Origin of the sequence: Tannerella sp., from assembly GCF_052170195.1 — a bacterium.
GTDB lineage: Bacteria > Bacteroidota > Bacteroidia > Bacteroidales > Tannerellaceae > Tannerella.
In genome coordinates, this window is record NZ_JBQNAZ010000039.1 from 1 (window position 1) to 23553 (window position 23553).

The 23553-nt window shown below is 48.1% G+C and carries 16 protein-coding genes and 2 riboswitches; of the genes, 8 read left to right on the forward strand and 8 right to left on the reverse strand.

What is annotated here, in order from left to right; translation table 11 throughout:
* Positions 1 to 276 precede the first annotated feature (276 nt).
* The 6 genes from ACTTKA_RS09760 to ACTTKA_RS09785 all read right to left on the reverse strand — a co-directional run bounded on the left by ACTTKA_RS09760 (position 277) and on the right by ACTTKA_RS09785 (position 7170).
* On the reverse strand, positions 277 to 1059 hold the full coding sequence (locus ACTTKA_RS09760) for an ADP-ribosylglycohydrolase family protein (RefSeq protein ID WP_442724886.1): 783 nt from the start codon (positions 1057 to 1059) through the stop codon (positions 277 to 279).
* A gap of 77 nt (positions 1060 to 1136) precedes the next feature.
* The gene (locus ACTTKA_RS09765) at positions 1137 to 1814 is read right to left on the reverse strand and encodes a YIP1 family protein (RefSeq protein WP_442724887.1); all 678 of its coding nucleotides are present in this window, start codon (positions 1812 to 1814) and stop codon (positions 1137 to 1139) included.
* A 109-nt stretch (positions 1815 to 1923) separates the two neighbouring features.
* Positions 1924 to 2988 carry an efflux RND transporter periplasmic adaptor subunit gene (locus tag ACTTKA_RS09770; protein WP_442724888.1) on the reverse strand — a complete coding sequence of 355 codons (1065 nt, stop codon included), beginning with the start codon at positions 2986 to 2988 and terminating at the stop codon, positions 1924 to 1926.
* Positions 2985 to 4235 carry an ABC transporter permease gene (locus ACTTKA_RS09775; RefSeq protein ID WP_442713473.1) on the reverse strand — a complete coding sequence of 417 codons (1251 nt, stop codon included), beginning with the start codon at positions 4233 to 4235 and terminating at the stop codon, positions 2985 to 2987. The genes ACTTKA_RS09770 and ACTTKA_RS09775 overlap by 4 nt, the downstream gene beginning before the upstream one ends.
* 413 nt (positions 4236 to 4648) lie before the next feature.
* On the reverse strand, positions 4649 to 4834 hold the full coding sequence (locus tag ACTTKA_RS09780) for a hypothetical protein (RefSeq protein WP_442713472.1): 186 nt from the start codon (positions 4832 to 4834) through the stop codon (positions 4649 to 4651).
* A 437-nt stretch (positions 4835 to 5271) separates the two neighbouring features.
* Positions 5272 to 7170 (reverse strand): TonB-dependent receptor, encoded by a 1899-nt coding sequence (locus ACTTKA_RS09785; protein WP_442724889.1) that lies wholly within the window; start codon positions 7168 to 7170, stop codon positions 5272 to 5274.
* Between the two features lie 273 nt (positions 7171 to 7443).
* On the opposite strand from ACTTKA_RS09785, the gene truA reads away from it, so the two are divergent.
* Positions 7444 to 8214 (forward strand): tRNA pseudouridine(38-40) synthase TruA, encoded by a 771-nt coding sequence (gene truA / locus ACTTKA_RS09790; protein ID WP_442724890.1) that lies wholly within the window; start codon positions 7444 to 7446, stop codon positions 8212 to 8214.
* Positions 8215 to 8216: 2 nt separating this feature from the next.
* A complete protein-coding gene (locus ACTTKA_RS09795) occupies positions 8217 to 9113 on the forward strand; it encodes an EamA family transporter (protein ID WP_442724898.1) in 897 nt (298 codons plus the stop codon).
* Positions 9114 to 9124: 11 nt separating this feature from the next.
* On the opposite strand, the gene ACTTKA_RS09800 is transcribed toward ACTTKA_RS09795, so the two are convergent.
* Positions 9125 to 10432, reverse strand: a complete 1308-nt coding sequence (locus ACTTKA_RS09800) for a cobyrinate a,c-diamide synthase (RefSeq protein ID WP_442724891.1) — start codon at positions 10430 to 10432, stop codon at positions 9125 to 9127.
* 47 nt (positions 10433 to 10479) lie between these two features.
* Positions 10480 to 10675: riboswitch (cobalamin riboswitch) on the forward strand.
* Between the two features lie 128 nt (positions 10676 to 10803).
* On the opposite strand from ACTTKA_RS09800, the gene ACTTKA_RS09805 reads away from it, so the two are divergent.
* The 6 genes from ACTTKA_RS09805 to ACTTKA_RS09830 all read left to right on the forward strand — a co-directional run bounded on the left by ACTTKA_RS09805 (position 10804) and on the right by ACTTKA_RS09830 (position 21249).
* The gene (locus tag ACTTKA_RS09805) at positions 10804 to 13164 is read left to right on the forward strand and encodes a TonB-dependent receptor domain-containing protein (protein WP_442724892.1); all 2361 of its coding nucleotides are present in this window, start codon (positions 10804 to 10806) and stop codon (positions 13162 to 13164) included.
* Positions 13165 to 13181: 17 nt separating this feature from the next.
* Complete coding sequence (locus ACTTKA_RS09810; protein ID WP_442724893.1) at positions 13182 to 14456, forward strand: hypothetical protein; 1275 nt, start codon at positions 13182 to 13184, stop codon at positions 14454 to 14456.
* Between the two features lie 13 nt (positions 14457 to 14469).
* The gene (locus ACTTKA_RS09815; protein ID WP_442724894.1) at positions 14470 to 15933 is read left to right on the forward strand and encodes a PepSY domain-containing protein; all 1464 of its coding nucleotides are present in this window, start codon (positions 14470 to 14472) and stop codon (positions 15931 to 15933) included.
* 100 nt (positions 15934 to 16033) lie between these two features.
* Positions 16034 to 16969, forward strand: coding sequence for a sirohydrochlorin cobaltochelatase (locus tag ACTTKA_RS09820; protein WP_442724895.1), 936 nt, complete (start codon positions 16034 to 16036; stop codon positions 16967 to 16969).
* Between the two features lie 4 nt (positions 16970 to 16973).
* A riboswitch (cobalamin riboswitch) is annotated at positions 16974 to 17159 on the forward strand.
* Positions 17160 to 17315: 156 nt separating this feature from the next.
* Complete coding sequence (locus ACTTKA_RS09825; protein WP_442724896.1) at positions 17316 to 19658, forward strand: TonB-dependent receptor; 2343 nt, start codon at positions 17316 to 17318, stop codon at positions 19656 to 19658.
* 118 nt (positions 19659 to 19776) lie between these two features.
* Entirely contained in the window at positions 19777 to 21249 is a 1473-nt protein-coding gene (locus ACTTKA_RS09830) for a PepSY domain-containing protein (protein WP_442724897.1), read from the forward strand.
* Between the two features lie 275 nt (positions 21250 to 21524).
* On the opposite strand, the gene ACTTKA_RS09835 is transcribed toward ACTTKA_RS09830, so the two are convergent.
* Entirely contained in the window at positions 21525 to 22844 is a 1320-nt protein-coding gene (locus ACTTKA_RS09835; protein WP_442713462.1) for a Gfo/Idh/MocA family protein, read from the reverse strand.
* Between the last annotated feature and the right edge of the window lie 709 nt (positions 22845 to 23553).

The following is a 23553-nucleotide window of genomic DNA, read 5'->3' on the forward strand; positions in this document are numbered from 1 at the left end:
CGTGGGTCCGGAACCATGCAGAGGCTTTCAAATAAAGAATCATACATAACTAACAACTTATTTATTTAACGACTACAAAAATATACAGAAAGTCCTTTTAATGCGTCAGCCCTGCTTCAGCGCGTACCGGATGCAGGGACTTTTTCGGATTCGTTTTTTTCGTCCGGTAAATAGGTCAGGCGTATCTTACAAAGACGCAATCTGCCATTATGAGATAGATATTTTCTGCGACAGTAAAGTGTCTCGCTTGTGTTTTATTTTAAAGTTTTCAGCTGTTTAACGCGTGATACTCTTTTTGTATTTTTGTTTGAATTGGGTTATCACTTCTTTCATTTCGGGCGTTAGCAGACTTAACGCCTTCTGTTCGATATTTTCGGGTATACCGTAGTATGCCTCGGCTATGCTTCCGGTTATGGCTGCGATCGTATCGCTGTCTCCGCCGATAGAAACGGCCAACCGTATGGAGTTTTCAAAATCTGTACTTTCGACAAAGCAGACAATCGCTTGCGGGACGGTTACTTGGCAAGTCTCGTTGAATGTGTTGATGCTCCTGATCTCATGACACGTCATGTCAAGCGGATAGGTATATTCTTTCGTGACTAATGCTACCATCTCGGATTTATCAGCCCCGACGTGGGCATGGTAGATGCAATCGGCAATACACATCGCTCCTTTGATACCTTCCGGATGATTGTGGGTGCATTCGGCTGATTGTCTCGCATGGCTCAGTACTTCTTGCCGTGTTGAAAGCCATCCGCAGGGAGAAACGCGCATGGCAGAACCGTTCCCGAAGCTGTTGTACGGCTTCGGGATGTCGGAATGTACCCAGCGTGCGAACGAACCGCCGTAGCCTCCCGTCGGGTAGGGGTATTTCCTACACCATCGGTGTATGGTATCTCCGAAATCCGAACCGTTCAGCAAGGCATCGGCTACAGCGATCGTACAAATCGTGTCATCGGTAAAGTTGCAGTCCGGCGTGAACAGCTTAAAGTTTGTTTGGTTCGTGTTATTGAACTCGAAACGTGACCCGACGATATCTCCTATGATTGCTCCTAACATCTCTGTGTTGTTTTGTTAATGGGGATTTTACAGTCTGTTTCGGGAAAAGAAATCCGGATTCATTTATCTGATGATGCCTATCTTGGCAAATTACTTGCCATGGATGAAAGACTGACCGACGCTACTGTAAAGGAAGCTAAAAGTAGCCAGAGTATAATTGCAATGATTGAAGCTTTGAATTTGGATATGTTGCATACAAATTTAAGCCCTATGGCTATTATAATAACAAAGAGTACTCCCAAAACAGTTATATTACTGAGCAGTATATATCCGGCAACCCCTATTTGCTCTACTGATGTCAGGACATTTAAGCCTGTATGATAGACGTCGTACGGGCTGCTTATTTGTTCCAAACCTTTGAATAAAGTTATTCCCGTATTGATAATATCGTTCAGAGTATGAAATAGAGCACCAACAAGAAATACTGTCATGGCTCCCCAGTATGTAATTTTTGTGCGAAACAGCTTGCACAGCAAATACAAAATCAGCGAAACCACAAAGATATAAACAGCCCCTGTGAATAGGGCGGAAACAATGGATACATATTTCATCTTTTGCATTATACCCATCATCATATTCATCTGTTCTTCGGGAACATTCATCGAAGAAAACATGATTTCGGAGATTCTTTGGGTGATGGGCAGGCTCAGTATTACATTGAATACCATCAGCAGAATCAGACAAAAAAACAAAGCGGAAGGAAACTTATTGGTTTCCGCAATTTTAGTGTAAAAGTCAATCATTTTTGATTTCATAGTTAGTTCTCTTTAAAGTTTTTGTAAGACGTTCATTCTTTTTATCATCATAATACTTTGGGTATTCACATTAGCAAGAAATGCATTTATTACGGTGTCATCCTTCCTGTTATTTTTTTATAATATCCTTTTTATCTATGCCTTCAATCACTTCAATATGAATTCCATCAGAGATTCCTGTGTGAATATGTCGGCGTATAAATTTATTCAATTGCAAAACTTCAACGAAAGCAGAATCGTGTTGGAAGGTGATACATTTTTCCGGTATCGAGAGCACGCTATCACGTTTGTGTATGATAATTTCAGCTGTTGCGTTGAAACCGGAATATAGGGTAGTCTGCTCGGGTGACTTGAAAACGGCTTCAATGTCATACTTCATAATGCCTTGATCCAGTTTTCCTCGGGTCGAAATTTTTCGGATCTTAGCGATTATTTTCAGGGTGTCCGAAGAGGTAGGGGTGATGATTATTTCCATGCCATGTCGGAGTACTAAGACGTCGTTTTCTACTACTTTCCCTTTAAAAAGAAAAGAGTCTAACCGGGCAATCTGTGCAATAGATGTACCTTCATTGTAATTGCTCCTTTCCATGACAGACGTTCCTTCTTCCAAGGGAATATCGGTAATGGTTCCGGCGGATGTTGCCTTAACGATGTTTGATATATTGCTCTTATAAGACAAGTTACCCTCTATCAGCGCCAATTGGTTTTGGGCAGAAATATAGTTTTCTTTACTCAAGAAATAATTGGTACGACTTGTTTCAAAATCATATTTGGAAATCACCGTTTTTGAAAATAATATGCTGTCTGCTCTGTAATTCTCTTCATGATTTTTATACTGAAGATAGGCTGTTTTGGCATTCTTACGAGCATTATCTATTTGTGCTGCTTCGGGGATCATCTTGATTTTCGCGATATTATCACCGATTTTCACATTGTCTCCAATCTTTACATAATACTCTTCTAATGCACCTGAGATAGAGGACTTAACATCGATCTCTTTGATAGGATATAAGTTGCCGGAAATATACTTGCTTACAACAATCGTTTGAATCGTTGGCTGTATCGTATTTGACGAGTCCGTTTTATCTTTCGAGAATTTATCTACTACAATAAATGCGATCACGCACATTGTAAATAATAAACCGATGATAATATACCATTTATTTATTTTCATACTTCTTGATTAAGTGCCTCTATCGGTCGAACAGACGCTGCTTTTTTGGCAGGGAAGATACCCGAGACAATACCGCATATAATCAGTAAAGTCAGAGCGACCAATATGACATTGCTATTTATAAATGCTGCTTCAAAGATTCGGTTTTCATTTTCTCCGAATGAAGATGTAAACCAGTTATATGTTTCAATACCTACATATCCCAAGAGAATGCCGATCAGCCCAAAAAAGGTCGTGATGATGACGGCTTCACTAATGACCAATTGGATGATTGTGCGTGGAGTTGCTCCTATGGCTTTTCTTATTCCGAACTCTCGCGTTCTTTCTTTGGTCGCTAACATCATGATGTTGGTCACTCCAATGGCGCCACATAACAGAATACATCCGCCAATAAACCATAGAAAAATATTCACTCCATCAAACAAAACATTAAAAGCGCCTACTTGCAATTGCACATTCTGGATATATAAAGCCCTTGTATCATTTTCATTAAATCTTAATTCTTCTGCCAAGAATGAACGTATTTTCTTTTCGTATTCGTTGGTTAACGTTTCGCTATCGAGTAATAAACCGAAGGTATCATATTCCCTTTCCACATTGAACGTATGGTATAAGACAATGTCCGGCGTATAGATTGAGTTTTGTTCCAGCATGCCGTATAATGTACCTCCTTCTAAAACGCCGACAACCTTAAAAAAAACACCTGCGATGTCAATCTCTTTCCCTATAGGATATTCTTCTCCGAATAAGCTGTTCTTAATTTGTTCTCCAATAATTATATTTCTTCTTTTTTCGATATAATCTTTCATATTCAGATTACGTCCCATATCAATATCAAGAGTCTTAATTCGCATATAATCAGTTCCTATTCCTTTTATGCCGTATGCTCCCGTGTTGTTTTTATATGATACGGGTAGGCTGTATCCCATAGAGATCTCGGGTGAAATAAAGGTGATTTCCGGGATTCTTGACTTTAATTTGTGAAGTACTTCGTCGTTGAATCTTATTTTAGAATCGATCGGCTTTCCTCCGATTTTAGATTCTTTTACGTAGTATCCCGTTATCCACATGCTGTTCGATGCATAATCTTTGAACATGTTCAGCATTCCATGTCGAAAGCCGTTGCCAATACCTAAAAGAATGATAAGAATAAAGATGCCCCATGTAATACCACTTCCCGTTAAGATAGAACGTGATTTGTGTTGTTTGATCGATGAATATGTTTCTTTAAGGAGTTCGAGTACCATGGTAAAACATGATGATGATTAGTGCCTATATGTCCGAATATTCGTCCATTCTTATTTGTGTTTTTGGAAATTTAAGACAAAGATAGATGTATTTTCGGTATTTTGTAATTGAAGATGTTTATTTTTGTATGTTGTGTAACATAGGGCTATCTAAATATCGAAGATATTCAAGAAAAAGACTTTGCTGTCTGGTTTGTAATAGGCTGATTATGTTTTTTGTTTGTGTTTTGCTGGTCTATTATAGAAATAGAGATATCTGAAAACAATTAGTTGTTCAAAGCCACTACGTACTGTTCATATCTTCTGCAAAATGGATCGTTTCTTAAAACGTTGTTTGCCGAAATATACTCTTTAGATAAGAGCTTAAATCTATATATCAAATCACTATGATATAAAAAAGAACAATTGCTTATCTATTCAAAGTGAGGATTGATACATTTCGCATAATATACGGTAGAATCCGACAGGTGGATATGTTCGTGGGCTTCCGAAGGGATCGTATAGTTCATCTCATCCACGGGAGTAAGCGGCTCTTCTCTGTCGAAAAACAGAGCGTAACACAAAATCACAGCGAAAAAAGATAATAACAATGCCTTCATTTTTTTATGCTTTTACTTGCATGATGCAACTTTATATAAAAACGTTGCATCGAATAGAATTATTGTTCAAAATAAACAATTTTTATCTTATGCATTCTTTTCCATACTCCCATATCGGACCGAAAAGAGGCTGCGCTATACACAGTTTATAACAGATGAGACGGATAAGAGGTTCAGAAGCACGTAGACATTGTGTGGATAAAGATGAAATTCCGGTCTATCTACGGGGTCTTATTTATCGGGTCGTCTAATACGTGTTTATTAGGTATCCTAATACGTGTTTATTAGGTGTCCTAATACGTGCTTATTAGGTCATCTAATACGTGCTTATTAAGTGTCTTCAGATTTCACCTGTTTTTACACATACGTAAAAGGGTATGCCCAGACACCATGTCCTGACATACCCTTCCACATTGATTTAACGTATATTCCGTTCTTTACAAGTCGAGTATGACACCTGCCATCCATGTGACGCCGGGCATGGGGAACCCGGGCATTGTTTCGTAGCTTCGTGAGAGGAGGTTGTCTCCTTTTACGAACACTTCCGCCCATTTCAGCGGACGGTAGGCCGCACGTGCGTCGACGAGCGTATAGTCGCTTGTCTGCGCCTTTTCGCCGGTCGAGAGGTAAAGTTTTTCGATCGTCTGCACTCCGGCGTTGAACGTGAATCGTCCGGGAGCGTATGTCAGGGCCGTGTACAGTTTGTTGCGTGGCGCTCCGGTAATAGGTTTGTCCATGTGCAGGTAGCTGTAATTCCCGTTCAGGCGGAGATTGTGCAGGATATGCCAATGAAACCCGAATTCGATACCTTTGTGGATGAACTCGCCGGCGTTTTGGTTTTGCGGCCGTCCCTCCACACGGACTACCTGCACGATATTGTCGCCCTTTGTCCAAAAGAGACTCATTTCCATCGACAGACGATTGTCCAAAAGCCGTTGCGATACCGTAAAATCATAGCTCAGGCTACGTTCGGGCAGCAGCTTTTCATTGGCCGGTACGTACATGTACAATTCGCGGATGTTCGGTGACCGAAACCCTTTTGAAACGGAGAGTTTCAAGTGCGTTTGCGGGGCGGCTCTGAATGAGACACCTGCTTGCGGTACCCATTCGTTGCCGTAGAGTTTATGGTGTTCGAGGCGAAGCCCCGCATGCAGCATCAAACGACGGATTTGCTGCTGAATAAAGACATAACCTGCAAGCTCGTACAGCTTTTTATGATCGGCATAGATTTCCGTTTTGGGGTTGCGGTAGGCGTTTCCGCCGTAGAGCTTGACGTCAAATCCTCCGGTCACCGTGTTTCCTTCGAATGGATGGACGGCCTGATAGAGGTTGACTCCCCCCATGTAATCGGTCGAATGGAAGAGGTAAGGTTGTGGCGTTCCGCCTTCGAAATAACCGTCGTTGATCGTATGATTTCCCCAGTTATAATAGAAATTAATGGCGCCTTGTGTCTTTGCGTATTGGTTTTCGAGCGAGAAACCGGACGTCCCGCGCACGATGTCGACCGTTCCGTCAAGCATGGGACGGCTGACCGTTCCCGGATTTTCGGCCTTGAAGCGGACGAGGTTCACGTTGGCCGTCAGTTGCCATTCGTCGTTTAGGGTATAGCCTGCTTTGGCAAAACCGCTCAACGACTCGTAGAAGGAATTCTTCCGGTGTCCGTCCGATCGTTCGTAATTTCCGCCGACGACCCCTTCGAAGCGTCCTTTCCGGTAGCTGTTGTTGAGCATGTAGCGCTGCGTACCGTACGATCCGCCCGAGAGCCGTGCCCGCAGGTGATTCCCTTCGCCGGTTGTTTTGCGCGTGATGATGTTGATGGCGCCACCCATCGCATTCGACCCGTATAGTACCGATGCCGGACCGTGTGAGACCTCGACGCGTTCAGCATCCGAGGCAATGTAAGCATCGGCAATCGGGTGCCCGAAAATCGAGGCGTATTGCGGATGACCATCGATGAGTATCAGCACTCGTCCCGCGCTTCCGGAGAAACCGCGCAAGCTGATGGCACCCGCCGCACCGGGCGATACGCCGTAGCCTGACATACCCCGCGATGTGACGAACAGTCCCGGCACCTGTTGCATAAGCGTCGGGAGAAGGGTCGTCTCGCCGCTTTGTTCAAGGTCCTGACGTTCTACGACACTGACCGGAATAGGCATCATATCGCGCGACATGGGAACCCGCGAACCGGTTACAATCACTTCGTCCAGATGGATGGTGTCTCTTGTCAGCGAGTTTTTCTGCGGTGTCTGAGGTGTTGCAACCATTCCGTCTTTGGCTGTGCAGACTGTCGAAATGCCGGCTATAAAGCCGATAAATAAGTATGCTATCTGTTTCATATAGTTTTTTTTGAATGATGTCGCATGGGATGATTGTAATATGTTTTCGATTTATTGTGACACAAAAATACGAAAAAAACAGTATTTCGGGATGTGACCTGCTCAAAACGAAAAAAACAGGGGGTATCGTGAAATAAAGACAGGGCGGATATTGTAACGGAAGCCGGCAAGTTGGCACAGAGTGTTTCACTGATGTGATTATAGTTGCTTTTATGCTGGCAGACGGAAAGGGTTTTCGTACCTTTGCCGCCTGTTACGGAAGACAGCAGACGTATGAATCGGTATTTTATCTGGTTGGCATATAAGGGAACGAATTATTGCGGTTGGCAACGTCAGCCGAACGGGTTGAGCGTGCAGCAGTGCGTGGAGGAGGTCTTGGAAACGGTGCTTCGCCATCCTGTGCCGCTGACGGGCGCCGGACGTACCGATGCCGGCGTGCATGCGCGTCGTATGGCGGCGCATTTCGATGTGTCGACGGCCTTGGACGATACGGAACGGCTTGCGGGCAAGCTGAACCGCATGCTCCCTCAAGATATCGCGATAGAGCGGATTGTTCCGGTACGTGCCGACGCGCATGCGCGGTTCGACGCTCTGTCGCGCCGATATCAGTATATCGTGTCCGAAAAGAAAGATCCTTTTGATTACGAAACCGTTTGTCGCATGTCGTTGCGCGGTATGGACTTCGGGGCGATGAATGAGGCGGCCGAAACCTTATACGACTATATGGATTTTACGAGCTTCAGCAAGTTGCATACCGATGTGAAGACGAATAATTGCCGGATCGACGAAGCCCGATGGGAGAGAGACGGAGCGCGATGGGTGTTTACGATTCAGGCCGATCGTTTTTTGCGGAATATGGTGCGCGCGATTGTCGGTACGATGTTCGAGGTAGGGCGCGGTAAGCGCAGTGTCGATGATTTTCGCCGGCTGATCGAAGCGAAAGACCGCTGTCGGGCCGGTACGTCCGCACCTCCCGAAGGACTTGCTCTGACGGGTATCGACTATCCGGACGATCTTTTTATTCACCAAATGACGGTTGGCTGATGATGTGGGTCGCTTGGGCATTTCTTTCGGCATTCCTGTTGGGATGTTATGATGTAAGCAAGAAAATGGCTGTCAGCCGGAACGCCGTGATCCCCGTGCTGTTTCTGAATACGATGATTTCCAGCCTGCTTTTTTTGCCTTTCGTGCTTGTCTCTTACGGATCGGATATGCTCGACGGAACGATGTTTTACGTGCCTCGTGTCTCGTGGCAAACGCACGGGTTCGTGTTCCTGAAATCGGTCATCGTACTTACTTCGTGGATGGCCGGATATTTCTCGGTCAAGCATCTGCCGCTGACCATCATCGGTCCTGTTAAGGCCACACAGCCCGTACTGACACTGCTTGGCGCAATGATCATTTTCGGCGAAAGGCTCAACCTCTATCAATGGATCGGGGTGCTGCTGGCCGTCCTGTCTTTTTATATGTTGTCGTCGTCGGGGCGTAAGGAAGGCATACGGTTTACGCACAACAAATGGATTCTTTATGCGGTGCTTTCGGTCGTTGCCGGTTCGATGAGCGGCTTGTACGACAAGTACCTGATGCGGTCGCTCGATGTGATGACGGTTCAGGTCTGGTTTAATATATATCAGTTCGCGCTGATGACTCCCATCTTGCTGTTTCTCTGGTATCCGCACCGCAAACGCACCACGCCGTTCGAATGGCGGTGGGGCATTCTGCTGATTTCCCTGTTTCTGGCGGTGGCCGACTGGATCTATTTCTACGCGCTAAGTTTTCCCGACTCGATGATCTCGATCGTTTCGATGATCCGGCGAAGCAGCGTACTCGTCACTTTCGCCGCCGGCGCCCTGTTGCTCCACGAGAAGAATCTCAGAAGTAAAGCCGTCGATCTGCTGTTGGTGCTGCTCGGTATGTTCTTTCTTTATCTCGGCACGCGCTAAGGGCAGGCGTGTTATGTTTCCCACAAATTCATTACATCGTTTTCGCCCCAATATAAATGGGTGTAACCGGCGATCACGTTCTTGTAACGGTAAACGGGCGTATCGACCATCTCGTCCCTGACATTATATTGTTGAGCGGCCGAAAGGGGAGTCGCGTCTCCTCCGACGATCGATGAATAATGAAACTCGTGTCCTTTCCATTCCGTTCCGTTCAGCGCGAAGCGACGATAGCCGAGATGCAGACGCATGCCGCTCAGGGTCGCCTCTTGCGGAAGTACACCTGCTAACGGGTAGCTTACACCGTCCATGCCCGTGACCGAGCGACACAGGTACATCATCCCGCCGCATTCGGCCAATAGCTTCCCTCCGTTTTCAACGTGCGAACGGATCGCTTCGAGCATCGACCGGTTGGCACTCAGTTCGTTCAGGTAGAACTCGGGGTATCCGCCGGGAAGATAAACGAGATCGGCCGGTGGCAGTGTCGGGTCTTTGATCGGACTGAAATACGTGACTGTGCCCGTTTGTTCGAGGCGTGCGATGTTTTCTTTATAGGTAAACGTAAATGCTTCGTCGCGTGCTACGGCGATCGACAGTCCTCTGTCCGGCAGTCGTGCCGGTGGAGTGATGGTAACTCCGGGCAGTACTGCCTGTCGGCAGACTTGCAGCAGACGATCGATATCGATATTCGCCGCGATGGCATCCGCGGTTTTTTCGATCAGTTGTTCGAACTGAAACGAGGCATCTGTCGTAAGTCCCAAATGACGGGACGGTATTTCGAGATCGTTGATCTTGGGCAGGCAACCGAAACATTCGATCCCTACGTCCGCACAGGCTTCTTTCAGATACGAGGCATGCGTGGCTGAGGCCGTGCGGTTAAATACGACTCCGGCGATACGCACGTCCGGGTTGAAATGCTTGAATCCGTAGATGACAGGCGCTACGGAGTAGGCTACGGAGCGGGCATTGACAATCAGTACGACGGGGATATTGAGCAGTCGGGCTATCTCGGCGCTGCTCCCGCGCATCTTCGCGTATCCGTCGAACAGTCCCATGACTCCTTCGGTCACACAGACTTCGGCCGGCGCTGCATAACGGTCATAGAGATAGTGGATATGCACGGGAGACGACAGCCAACTGTCGAGATTCACGGACTCACAGCCCGCCGCCAACTTATGATAATGGGGATCAATATAGTCGGGGCCGCATTTGAACGGCTGAACGCTCATCCCTCGTCGTTTTATCAAGCGAAGCAGTCCGGCGGTAAACGTAGTCTTTCCGCATCCCGAACTGGTTGCACCGATCAGTAGTTGTGACTTCATCGTTTAAAAATATCGAATGAAAAGTACGCAAAGATAGAAATAATACTTAATTTTGCAGCCGTTTTGGTGATGCGTCGGTCATTCTGCCGTTCGCATAAAAGGGAATCCGGTCGGAGTCCGGAACAGTGCCCGCTACTGTGTAACCCGTGAAGAGGAAAAGCAAACTTACACCACTGTCGTCATTGACGGGAAGGTCGCTTTTCGGGGTGTAGTCAGGAAACCTGCCAAGCATAAAAGACGAATATGTTCTCGGGGGCAAGAACTACGTGATTGGAATCGAATGATTTTTTAGTTTCGACTATAGGGGTGAGAAGCCTGCAAGCAGCCATGCCGGCTATGCAGGTACGTTTAGGTTATTGTTTATCAATTTTATGATGAGGTTGATCCTGTCGTTTGCATTATGTTTATGTTTGTTTGGTGCGAAAACGGTGGCGCAGAATAAGTATGTGTTATCCGGAACCGTTACCGATGCGACAGGACATCCCGTATCGATGGCAACTGTTGCGATTGAACATACTTCGCTGGGGGCATTCACCGACGACAAGGGACATTATACCTTGGAGCTGTCGGCCGGGAAGCATATCGTTGCCGTATCTTCGGTCGGATATAAAACCGAAAGGAAGGAACTGAACCTCCGAAAAAACACGAAGCAGGATTTTACGCTCGAAGAAAACACCGTGGTCTTGAAAGCCGTAGAGGTCTACGGCAAGACACAGACCCAACAGGTGAGGGAAGGAGTATATGCCGCCAATGCCCTTGATGTGAAGCCGCTTACCAATACGATCCACAATCTGAATACGCTGGTGAACCGTAGCACGGGTGTCAAAGTGCGCGAAGAGGGTGGGGTAGGGTCCGATTTCGAATTGTCGGTCAACGGGCTCTCGGGTAACTCCGTGCGTTACTTTATCGACGGAGTGCCGATGAGCGCGAAAGGGCGCGGCATATCGCTGGCCAACTTGCCGGTCAATATCATCGACCGGGTAGAGATCTACAAAGGAGTGGTGCCTTCACATTTGGGGGGCGATGCCTTGGGAGGCGCCATTAACGTCATCACCCGAAAGGAGCGGAAAAACTACCTTGACGTGTCGTACGGCATCGGGTCGTTTCATACACATAAGGCCGATTTGTTCGGGCAGTATGTGATGCCGAAGAGCGGCATCGTGATCCGTCCCGTGGCCGGGATCAATTATTCAAAGAACGATTATCTGATGAAAGGCGTCGAGCTGTGGGACGAGGCCGAGCGACGCTTCCGGCCGTTCGACCGCAAGCGTTTCCATGACGATTATTTTTCGGTACTGACACAGCTTGAAGCCGGTGTTACGCATCGCCGGTGGGCTGATGAATTTTTCCTTTCGGGATCGTTCTCGTCCGTACACAAGCAGTTGCAGACCGGTTCGATTCAAAGCATCGTGTACGGTAAGGCCGAGCGCGAATCTGAAGCATGGAACATCTCGGCGCGGTATATGAAGAACGATTTTCTGCTGCCCGGCCTCAAAGCCAACCTTTCCATATCGCATACGTGGGACCATGCGCTGACGACCGACACGGCATTCCGCAAATACAACTGGGACGGCGCTTACATCGAATCGTCGCGCAACGAGATTACGGGACGCGACCGTACACGTCGGCATAACAAACGGCCGCTGACGACTGTGCGCACCGGGTTCGATTACCGCATCGACACGCGTCACGGTCTTAACCTAAACTATTTGATGAACCGCACGGGCAACGAACGATACGACGAGATCGATACCGACTTTGATCCGTCGAACGATATCTTTACGAAGCATATTCTGGGGCTTTCGTATAATCAGCGTCTCGTGAACGATCGTTGGCAGAACTCGTTCTTTGTGAAGAATTATACGAATTATTTGAATGTCACCCAGCAGGATTTGCCGTGGATTACCGGCTCGCGCGAGAAGCAGGGCGCTTCGACGAAAAACTATACCGGCTACGGACTGGCTACGCGCTATGGTTTCAGCGAAGGATTGTCGCTCAAGGCTTCGTACGAACACAGCATGCGTCTGCCGCTGGCACGCGAGTTGCTCGGCAACGGCACGACCGTCTATGCCAACCTGCAGCTGAAGCCCGAAAGCAGCGACAATTACAACCTCGGACTGTTCGGTACGCTGAACCCTGCGCCCGGTCATCAGCTGTTTTACGAAGTGAACGGCTTTTTCCGCAATGTGAAAGACTATATCCGCGCCGTGATCTCCGAGGCCGAAGGGCTGAGCCAGTACGGCAATGTGGCCAGCGTAGCCATTAAAGGCATTGAGAGCGAAGTAAGATATACGTACGATGACTGGTTGCAGGTGATTGCCAATGGCAGTTATGAAGACGCCCGCAGCATGACGCGCTATTACCCCGACGGCAAGGAGATGATTACATACAAAAACCGTGTGCCGAATCGGCCGTGGCTGTTCGGTAACGTGGAGGTGAACGTGAAGAAGCGCGACTTTCTGCTGAAAAAGAGTATTCTGCGTGCAGGTTATAACTTCGAGTATGTGCATTGGTTTTTCCTGACGTGGGAAGGATACGGCAGCCTTGCGAGCAAGTCGCGTATTCCCTCGCAATATCAGCACAACGTATCACTTTCGCTATCGTTCGATAACGACAAATACAATGTGTCTGTTACCTGTAACAACCTGTTCGATCGTTTGGCTTACGATAATTTTAAGCTGCAGAAGCCCGGCCGGTCGTTCTTTTGCAAATTCAGAATATTTATTAATTAATTATATTAACAAGGACAATGAAAACTATTCGATTTTATGTATGGATGCTGCTGGCCGCATTGGCTGGCGTAGCTTTTACGGCGTGTGAAGATGACAAACCCGATCCGAAGATCATCGATCCGCTGTTGGAATCGCATTTCGATATTTGGGTATCGATCGGCGAGAATGCCGGTATGGGGTCTGCAGGGACTTTATTGGTGCAAAATACGAAATCGCTCGACGCGAAAGAACAGATTAATTTTGTGAATACCGGAGCCGACGTAACGGCTAAATTGTTTCAGGAGTCGATCATTAAAGGTGCTTATTACTATCAGGTTCCCAAAAAAAATGATCGTTTTGGAAAATATCAGATTGTAGGAAATGAAGTCAGAGTTATCAAAGAGTTTCCGTTTCAGAAGAATACGCTGAAAGATCGCCGTTATACGCATGCGTGGATCGATGACCATACGCTGGTGTTGATGGCTGCTAACGGAAAGGCCGATAAAGTGATCTGGATCAAGGTGAATACGGATCAGATGAACATTATTGCCGAAGGCGAACTGAAGTTGCCGAAATTGCCGGGCAAAGCCGGTAAACCGGGTAAATTCAGCACATCGGGTATTGCCAGCTTCAGAAAGAGCGACGGGAAAATCTTGTATTCGTATCTGGATAACAACGATAAGGTACGTTTTTACATGGCTTTTATTAACCCGGCCGATATGTCGGTAGAGAAGACCGTGATGGAAGACCGCGCCGAGTTTATGGCCGGAACGGCTTACGGCGAACTTTTGCAGAGCAAGAGTTTCTTTACGCCCGAAGGCGACTACTACTTGGCCTGCAACAGCGTACTGAAAGGGGCAACGAGCAACACCCAACAATATGGCTCATTGTTACGTATTAAGAAAGGTGAGACCGACTTCGACAAGAGCTACAAAGGGTATAATTATCCGAAAGGCAAAATCGTAACGGTCGATTATCTGGGGAATGAAAAAGCGTTGCTTTACATTCAGGATCCGGAATATACGAAAGCGAAAGGCTGGGGAGATGACTATAACTGCTACTATGCCGTCCTCGACTTGAAGACCGAGAAAGTGGAAGAGATCAAACACGATGGTAAAGTGCTGCCTTACAGCAGCGGTACGTTCTCACAGCGTTCCATTGTGCTGGGTGACAAGGCATATATCGGGGTAAATCCCGAAAATGAGCTGCCTTGTGTTTATATCTACGATATCAAAACGGGAGAGGTAACGAAAGGTCTGACGATTGCCAAAGGCTATCTGTTCGGTCGTATCGTGGCATTGAAAGATAAATAGAAACAGTATTGAAATGAAGAAGGTAAGGGCGTTTTTCTTTTCCGTTCACCGGATATTCGGAACGATTGTCTGCGTATTCTTTTTTATGTGGTTCGTGTCGGGGCTGGTACTGATTTATCACCCGTTCCCGAATGTGACCGATCAACAGTTGCGCGAACGGATGGAGCCGTTGCCTTCTTCATTGCCTGATGTGGAGGCCGTGTTGGCGCGTCTGCCGGAGCCGGTCTCAAACATTGAGGCTGTCGGTGTGCGTCAGTTTCAGGGGCAGACGCTCTTGACCATCGAGACGGCAGACAGCGCCTATGTGCGTTGCGCCGATACGTTGCAGACGGTCATGCCGGTTACGCGCGAGACGATCGATGCCGTAGCACGGAGGTGGGTCGATGCCGATCCTGTGCGTGTCGATACGTTGCATAAACGTGACATCTGGATCATGTATTCGCGTTACCTGAGCGAGATGCCGATCTGCAAATTTTATTACGACGATGTCGAAAAGCATGAGCTGTATATCGCTTCCCGCACGGGAGAAGTGTTGCAGTTCACCACCGCCCGTCAGCGGTTCTGGGCGTATATCGGAGCCATTCCGCATAAGTTCTACCTGCCTGTGCTTCGCCAACATACCGACGCATGGGTCTGGTCGCTCACCATCGGCGGGATTATTGCGCTGATTGCCGCCCTGTCGGGGTTGTATGCCGGCATATACATTTTATATAAGCGCTACAAGTCGCGCGGCAAATTCGGCAGTCCGTATAAGAAACACTGGTATAAGTGGCATCATATCAGCGGACTGATTTTCGGCGTCTTTCTCGTTACGTTCGCCTTCAGCGGCGCGATGGCTTTGCAGCGTATTCCGCAGTGGGTCATCAAGACGCATGGCGACTATCGCGTCAGCGACACGAAGTTTCGGGGGCGTCCGCTTCCGGTCGAACGTTATACGCTCGATTACCGCCTTCTCGCGGAAGCTTATCCCGGGCTGAAAACGGTCGAATGGTCGCATTTCCGCGATGTGCCCGTCTATGAGGTGCAAACGGCCGACCTTACGGTCAGCATCGACGCCTCGGGTACAGACGTGAAAGAGCTGAGCCTGACGGATAAGCAGATTACGCAGGCCGTACGTCATATCCATGGTGAAGAGGCGGAACTCACGGTTTCGCTTATCAACGCATACGAAGAGTATTACCTCTTGCGAAGCGGTCGGTTGCCCTTGCCTGTATATAAAGTGGAGGTCGATAATGCGGATCGTAGCGTCTATTATGTCGATCCGGCTACGGGCGAGTTTCGTTATCTGAACCGTGCCCGCAAAGCCAAAAAATGGGTGTTCAGCGGATTGCATTATCTGAATATTCATTGGTTAGTGGAACGTCCGGTCTTGTGGACCATCGCCATCTGGACGCTGTGCCTTGGCGGAGCGTATGTGTCGTTGTCCGGTATCTGGTTGGGTATAAAATATCTTCGGCGGAAGATGAAGAGGAGATAATGGTTAATTGTCAATGGTTAATGGTTAAGGGGAACCTTTGATTTTTAGCTTTTCACTTTTCGTTTTTAACTTTTAATTTTTCACTTATAAAATAAGAAAGATGATGAAAACATATTTATGGATGGGGATGCTTATGGTAATGAGTATATGTAAGGCACACGAAGGACGAAACTTCGTTCACTCGGACATGCTGAAAACGATGTCGGCAAACGACAAGGCGGCGATCGTAATGGTTTATTTTGGTACGACGCACGACGATACACGCGCCCTGACGATCGACCGTTTGACGGCACAGGTGCAGGAAACGTTTCCCGATTTTAAGGTGCGTGAAGCGTATACGTCGCGCACGGTGATTCAACGTCTCGCCAAAAGAGACATTGCGAAAAAGACGCCGCTCGAAGAGCTCGACTGGTTGAAAAGACACGGTTACACGCACGTGATCGTACAGCCTACGACGCTGATCGAAGGCGTGGAGATGGAAGCCCTGCGCCGTGAGGTAGCCGGCATATCGGGCGATTTTAAGGATATCCGCGTGGGGACGCCGTTGCTGTATACGCCCGAAGATTACCGGGCGGTAGCCGCAACGCTCGGCACTGTGCCTTCTGAAGGCCGTGCTGTCGTATGGGTCGGACATGGAACGTATATACCGGCCACGGCACAGTATGCCATGCTGGGCGATGTGATGAATGTCGAAGGACACGAGCATCATTTCGTCGTGACACTCGAAGGCTACCCGATGCTTTCTGATACCGAAGCACGGATCAGGAAGAGCGGAGCCGAACGTATGGTATTATGTCCGCTCATGTTCGTGGCCGGCGACCATGCCAAGAATGATATTGCCGGCGAGATAAAGGAACAACTTGAAACAAAAGGGTTTCAGGTAGAAACGATATTGAAGGGATTGGGAGAATATGAAGGTATCCGTGCCGTTTTTATCGACCATATCCGTTTCAGTCTGCATCATAAGATGACGGACATTGTAGAAAGAAAAAAGGTCTATGCGACGCCCGGGTACGAATACCGGCACGACGAATAGGGTACCTGTAAACCGTTTGTATCGGTGCAAGTAATTGCTTAAAAGGGAATCCGGTGTAAATCCGGAACTGTCCCCGCAGCTGTAAGTTCCATTATCAACGAAAACGAAGGATACCACTGGCATCTCATCAAGCCGGGAAGGTTCGTTTTCGGGAACAAGTCAGAAGACCTGCCGTACAAATATATAACATCAGATAGCTTTCGGGTGGAAAAGCGAATGAGGGGGAAAATGCGTCCGCAGCGTATGCCGGACCACACTTTGTGTTCTTCACCATTCGACCGCCACACGCCGAAGCTATGCTATGCAAAATAAAGTAAAACAGTTATTTTAATAGTATTAGTTTTTTATGAGAACCAAAAGTATTACGTTATGTGCTGTGCTTTTCGGTGTTTTATGTACCGTGCAGGCACAGGATCAGAAAGGTTACACGAACTTTCAGGACACCACCTTTCATCTCGACGAAATTTCGATAACGGGGGCGCAGCAAAAGAAAGTTTCCGTGATGAAACTCGACGTGCCGACGTCATTTCTGCCGGTATCGACCAACAGTTTGCCGTCGAAGGTGCTCGAAAACCGAGGCATCCGCAATATTCAGGACGCTGTGCGTTTCTTGCCCGGCGTACGTGTACAAACCTCCTACGGAGCGTTTCAACAAATCTCAATCCGCGGTTTCGACCACTCTATCGTGATGGTCGACGGGGTACGTGATGAACGTTCGTCAATCAACAACTCGTATCCGTTCATGGATCTCTCGTCGATCGAGAGCATCGAACTGCTCAAAGGTCCCGCATCGGTGCTTTACGGACAGTCAGCCGTGGGCGGTGTACTAAACATCGTCCGTAAGGCGCCTTCTGAAAAGCAAAAAGTCGATGCACGCATCGCTTACGGCAGTTATTATAATCTGGAAACGACGCTCGGTTTCGGAGGCAAACTCGCAGGGCCGCTCAATTACTTCGCGAATTTCAATTATCAGACGCAGGAAGGCTGGCGCGATAATGCCATGAGGCGCTTGTCGGGCTATGTAGTCTTGGGAGGCAAGCTGACCCAGGCCGATGAGCTCGATATCCGTATCGCTGCTCACCGCGATTATTATCCGACCGAAATCGGTCTGCCCGATGTGATGGCCGCCGATATTTATAACACGGCCGATAACTCGAAGTACCTCAGCAAAGGGGATATGCTGCCGGGGTTAGACCGAAAGGCGCGTTATAACAGCGAATCGGATTTTATGTATAACCGTAATTTCAACGCGTCGCTCATGTGGAAACATACGTTTAGCGATGCCGCCAAACTGATGAATAAGTTCTCGTACACGAACGACGATATCGACTATTTCGGTACCGAAGACCTGGCCTATCTGACGAGCGATAAGCCGATCTATCCCCACTATTATATGAAAGGAAAGACGAAAGTATATATTTCGCTCGATTCGCTTCATTATGATTTTCCGTTGCGCTTTTCGCACATGGCACAGACGTACAACAATCAGTTGGAGCTGAACGGTAAGTTTTCGACCGGAAACATCAAACACAATTATCTGGCAGGATATTCGTTGATTGCTCTGATTCGTGATACATACAGCGGTTACGACTTGGGAAAGAATGTCTACGGACCCGGTCTGACCGGACGAGGCACCGTGCGTAACCCGCACAGTATCGGTTGGATGGAAACCAACTTCGGTAAAGCATCCGTTCAACGTACTCAAATGCACGGGTTCTACCTGCAAGACTTGGTCGAAATCAGCGACAAACTGAAAGTGCTATTGGCCGGACGTTACGATTTGTACGGCTACAAGCGCGCAGCCGGTGTGCCGACCATCAACGGGCAACGCAGCTACGAGATGCCGGCCGATACGCTCTTTGATCGCGTGAAGACCGGGGCACTTACGTATCGTATCGGTGCCGTTTATCTGCCTGTCGAGCAGCTTTCGCTCTATGCTTCGATCGGTTCGTACTTCAAACCGATTGTCAGCTTCTATCGCGACGATGTACGCTATTTCGACCGTCACGGTAAAGAATTCTTCCCTACGAAAAACGGTAAAGTATTCGATCCCGAGCAGGGCTTCCAGATCGAAGCAGGCGCACGTTACACACTGGCCGAGAAACTCGAAGCGAATGTCAGCCTGTTCTATATCAACAAAAACAATATCCAATATACGCTGGGTAACAAAGGCGATATCGTCAAAGGCGATACGTTGGGGAAAGCGATATTGGGACAGGTAGGCCGTATGGACTCGAAAGGATTTGATGTCGAGTTGACGTACAAGCCGATCGCCGGAATGTCGCTCACAGCCGGATACGGTTATACCGATGCGCGTGTGCGAGAGGTCGCCGACAATCCCTACCTCGAAAGCTACCGTCTGAAAGGAAAACAATATGCCCGCATTCCCAAACATACGTTCTATGTCTATGGTGACTATGAAGTAGCCGACAGGATGTTGAAAGGTTGGGGAGCAAACTTCGACGTGACCTATCAGGATAAGGTCTTCCGTAATGCCGACAATACGACATCGTTCGATGCTTATTGGTTGGCTAATGCAGGTCTTTCGTACCGGATGAAGAATAACGTCCGTTTGGCGTTGAATGTGAACAACCTGTTCGATCAGGATTATTTCAATCAATCGCTCGGTAACCAGTTTGTGCCGAGTATGCCGCGTAACTTCTTACTTTCGGCCTCGTATTCGTTTTAAATGAAAAAAGTAAAACGCATAATTTATTCTTTACTCTGAGGAGAGGGGGCGGTGTCGGGAGTTTCTGGCGCTGCCGCTTCTCCTTCTTTTGTTTCATTCATATCATAATTCAAACACCATGTTTTCACGTATCATGTTTACCATTCACCGGGTGCTGGGCACGTTGCTCAGCGTCTTGTTTCTCATGTGGTTCGTGTCGGGCATCGTGATGATATATCACGGATTTCCTTCGGCCGATCGCGACGAGAAAGCGGCCAAATTGGAGCCGCTCGGTACCGATCTTCCATCAGTCGATGAACTAGTGCGACGCTTGCCCGACACTTGTACGATCGACGAACTGTCGGTCAGCCGTTACCTCGGACAGGCCGTTTACGAGATTCGCAGCGGCAAAGAAACGTTTCGTCTGCCGGCCGACAGCGCCGAGCAACTGCCTGTCATCGACGGAGCATATATCGCTCGCGTGGCGGCGCTCTGGTGCAGCGCTCCCGTCAGCCGGATCGATTCGCTGCATGCTTTAGACCAGTGGATACCCTTCGGACGGCTGAAGGAAGAGTTCCCGATTTATAAGTTTCATTTTGCTGATCACGACGGCACCGAGCTGTACATCTCGTCGCGCAGCGGTGAGGTGTTGCAATATACGACGCGCTCCGAACGCCTTTGGGCATGGGTCGGAGCGGTGCCTCACTGGGTTTACTTTACGTTGTTGAGGCAAGACCGCGAGTTGTGGATCAAAACGGTTATTTGGCTTTCGGGCATCGGGTCTATCATGGTCATAGCCGGTCTTTATGTGGGCATTTACGTCAGTGTGAAGTCGCGCCGGCGGAAAAAGAAATGGTTCCCGTATAAGAAGAAATGGTATTACTGGCATCACGTGACGGGGATCGTCTTCGGCCTCTTTGCGCTGACGTGGGCATTCAGCGGGATGATGTCGCTCGCCGATCCGCCCGAATGGCTCGTGAAGGAACATCAAAAATATCCCGTCCGTGAAACGATGGACTCCGTGGCTCCGTCGCCTGCTGCTTATCCGTTCGATTACAAAGATTTGATCAGTCAATACGACGGACGTGTCACCGAGATACGCTGGTCACACTTTTTCGGCTTACCTACGTACGAAATCGTGCTCTCCGGAGCCGAACGGTTGACCATCGACGCTATGACTGCCCAACCACTTGCCTTGACGGAAGCGCAGGCCACCGAGGCCGTGCGCAGGATTCACGGCGATGACGCCGTCATCCGCACCGAACAGCTTAACGAGTACGACACGTACTACCTTGATCGGAAGCGTCGGCTGGAGCTGCCCGTCTGGAAAGTCAGCGTTGAGAATGAAGATCGGAGTTGTTACTACATCACTCCGTCCGATGGTCGTTTGCGCGAATACAATACGCGCCGTCGGACACGTTTCTGGATGTATTCCGCTCTGCATGCGCTGCGCTTCAAGTTCCTCACGGAGCATCCCGTACTGTGGACAACGGTGATGTGGACGCTGCTGCTCGGCGGCGTGTTCGTATCATTGAGTGGCGTGGTGCTGGGAGTAAAATATATCGTGCGTCTCTTCCGGCGTAAGGCAAAGCATACTGTCGGCCATAAGTAGTACCGCGAAGACGACGACAAAGAAAGCATCAATCAATGAAAAAAAGAGGGTGTGCCAAAATGCAATGTTTGGGCATACCCTCTTTTGGTGTGTAAGCATGGGTGAAATGCAAGGCGCTAAGGATGAGTTCGAAAGAGCATACTAAGGTATGTGACTGAGCTCATATTCCGCAAGCAACGAAGCAGTTTGCCCGTTATGACACACTGCCTTGAAATTATCCGGCATTGTTCTTCTTCTCAGCCGGTAACGCCTGTTCGCGACGACCTCTCTATGCGTTAAAGCGTATAACCTTCCGAATACGTTTTGTTGAACAGCCGGTTGGCTTCGGCTTCCGGATCGTTTACAAACTTTTCGGCTTCCGGATCCCATTGAATCGGACGCTTCATTTCGTAGGCGATATTCCCGAGCGTGCAGACCGTACATGAGCGATGGCCGATCTCCACGGGGACTACCGGATCGGTTTTCGTTTTTACGGCTTCGATGAAATTAGCAAGGTGCGGAATCTTTGTTTCGTAAGCCCCTTCGCTCTCTTCCGTTTTAGGCGGCAACAGACTGTCGTCCGACGCAAGGAAATGTTCTCTCGACACTTCAATCCAACCTTTGTCACCCCAGAATTTCACTCCTTTTGTCTGTTTCTCGTTGAAAGGCTCTTCCGTCATGATTACACCGTTGGCGTATTTGTAGGTCAGGAATTTCGTGTCTTCATATCCGGCCGGAATAATTTCAACCGGTCCGCTCTTGTCCATACCCAATCCCCATTGGGCAATATCGAACATGTGAGCGCCCCAGTCGGTGGTAAATCCTCCACCCAGTTCGCTGTACCAGCGCCAACCTCCCCAGAACTGTTCGTTCTGCTCGGGATCGAGCGAGATGGGCGGGTTAAGCTCCGCGTTGTAGTGTACGTATTCCGACGGACCCAGCCACAACGGCCAATTCAGGTCGGCCGGAACAGGCTGTTCGGGCAAATCGTACGGCTTGGGAGGAGCGCCCACATAGGCATTCACCCGCTCTATTTTACCGATCCTGCCTTCCTGAACCATCTTCACGGCATGTTGGAAATTGGGGTCGGAACGTTGCTGGCTGCCCACACCCAGAATCACTCCGTTTTCGCGGACGGCTTTTACCAGCATTTTTCCTTCATGAATCGTAAATGTGAGCGGTTTCTCCAGATAGATATGCTTTTTGGCCTTGCAGGCGTCGATGGCCATAAAGGCATGCCAGTGATCGGGCGAAGCGATGACTACCGCGTCGATATCCTCGCGTGCCAGCAAATCTTTGTAGTTTTCGAATGCTTCCACCGCCACTTCCTCCTGTTGATTGGCATAATGTTCTTTCACCCTTTTCAGGAAACGCTCTCTTTTTACCCCGTATACATCGGCACCGGCAACTACCCGCACATCGGGAATGCTCATATATCCATTCAACAGGTACATGGCTTGTTGACCCAATCCGATGAATCCGATCCGGATGATTCCTTCATCGGTAGTTGTTTGTTTGTTCTTGCATGATGTGATAAACTGAGGAAAAACAGTGATTCCGGCAACTCCGAGAGCTGCCGTTTTCAGAAATTGTCTTCTTGTAAATCGATTACTCATGATGTTTAGATGTTGTTTGATGTAACTTTTTTAAAACTTTGCGAAGTTAGCTAATAATTTTAACTACGCAGCGAATAAAAAGAAAAATCTGATAGCTCGTCATGCTGTTTTTTTGCAGACAATCTTTTGAGATGGAATACCTCTCTCATTAGAGAAGACTTTTCAAAGGGTATAAAGAGAATTATTTCCGTCCGATAAAATTTTTGTTACATGGAAAGTCATGTTTACAGTCCTCAGCCGGAGTGTTTTGCCGTTTTCTCTCAACGCTTCGCATTGAGCTGAATTAATGCGCTCTTTCAGGGCATTTGATTATCAGTGCTCAGCCATCAGCAAACAGCATTCGGTGTGCAGCGTAGGGGCGAACCTCTGTGTTCGCCCCCTTTTTGGTGTTATGTCGGGGAATCCGAATGCGAATCTATCCGAACGCAAATGGACGCGAATAACCGCGTTTGTCATTCCGAACACAGTGAGGAATCTCGTGGGGAAAGGAAAGAGATTCTTCGCTTCGCTCTGAATGACAAATTAATTGTTAATTGTTATGCCGGGTTATCCGAACGCAGATTTCGCAAATGGCGCAAATCAACGCTGTACACCGTGTACCCGGAAAATAACAATTGACAATTAACCATGACTTTGTTGCAACGGTATAAAAAATAGGGGTTATTGGTATATTTTTGTATTTGCAAACTAAAAATGTAGATACGTATGA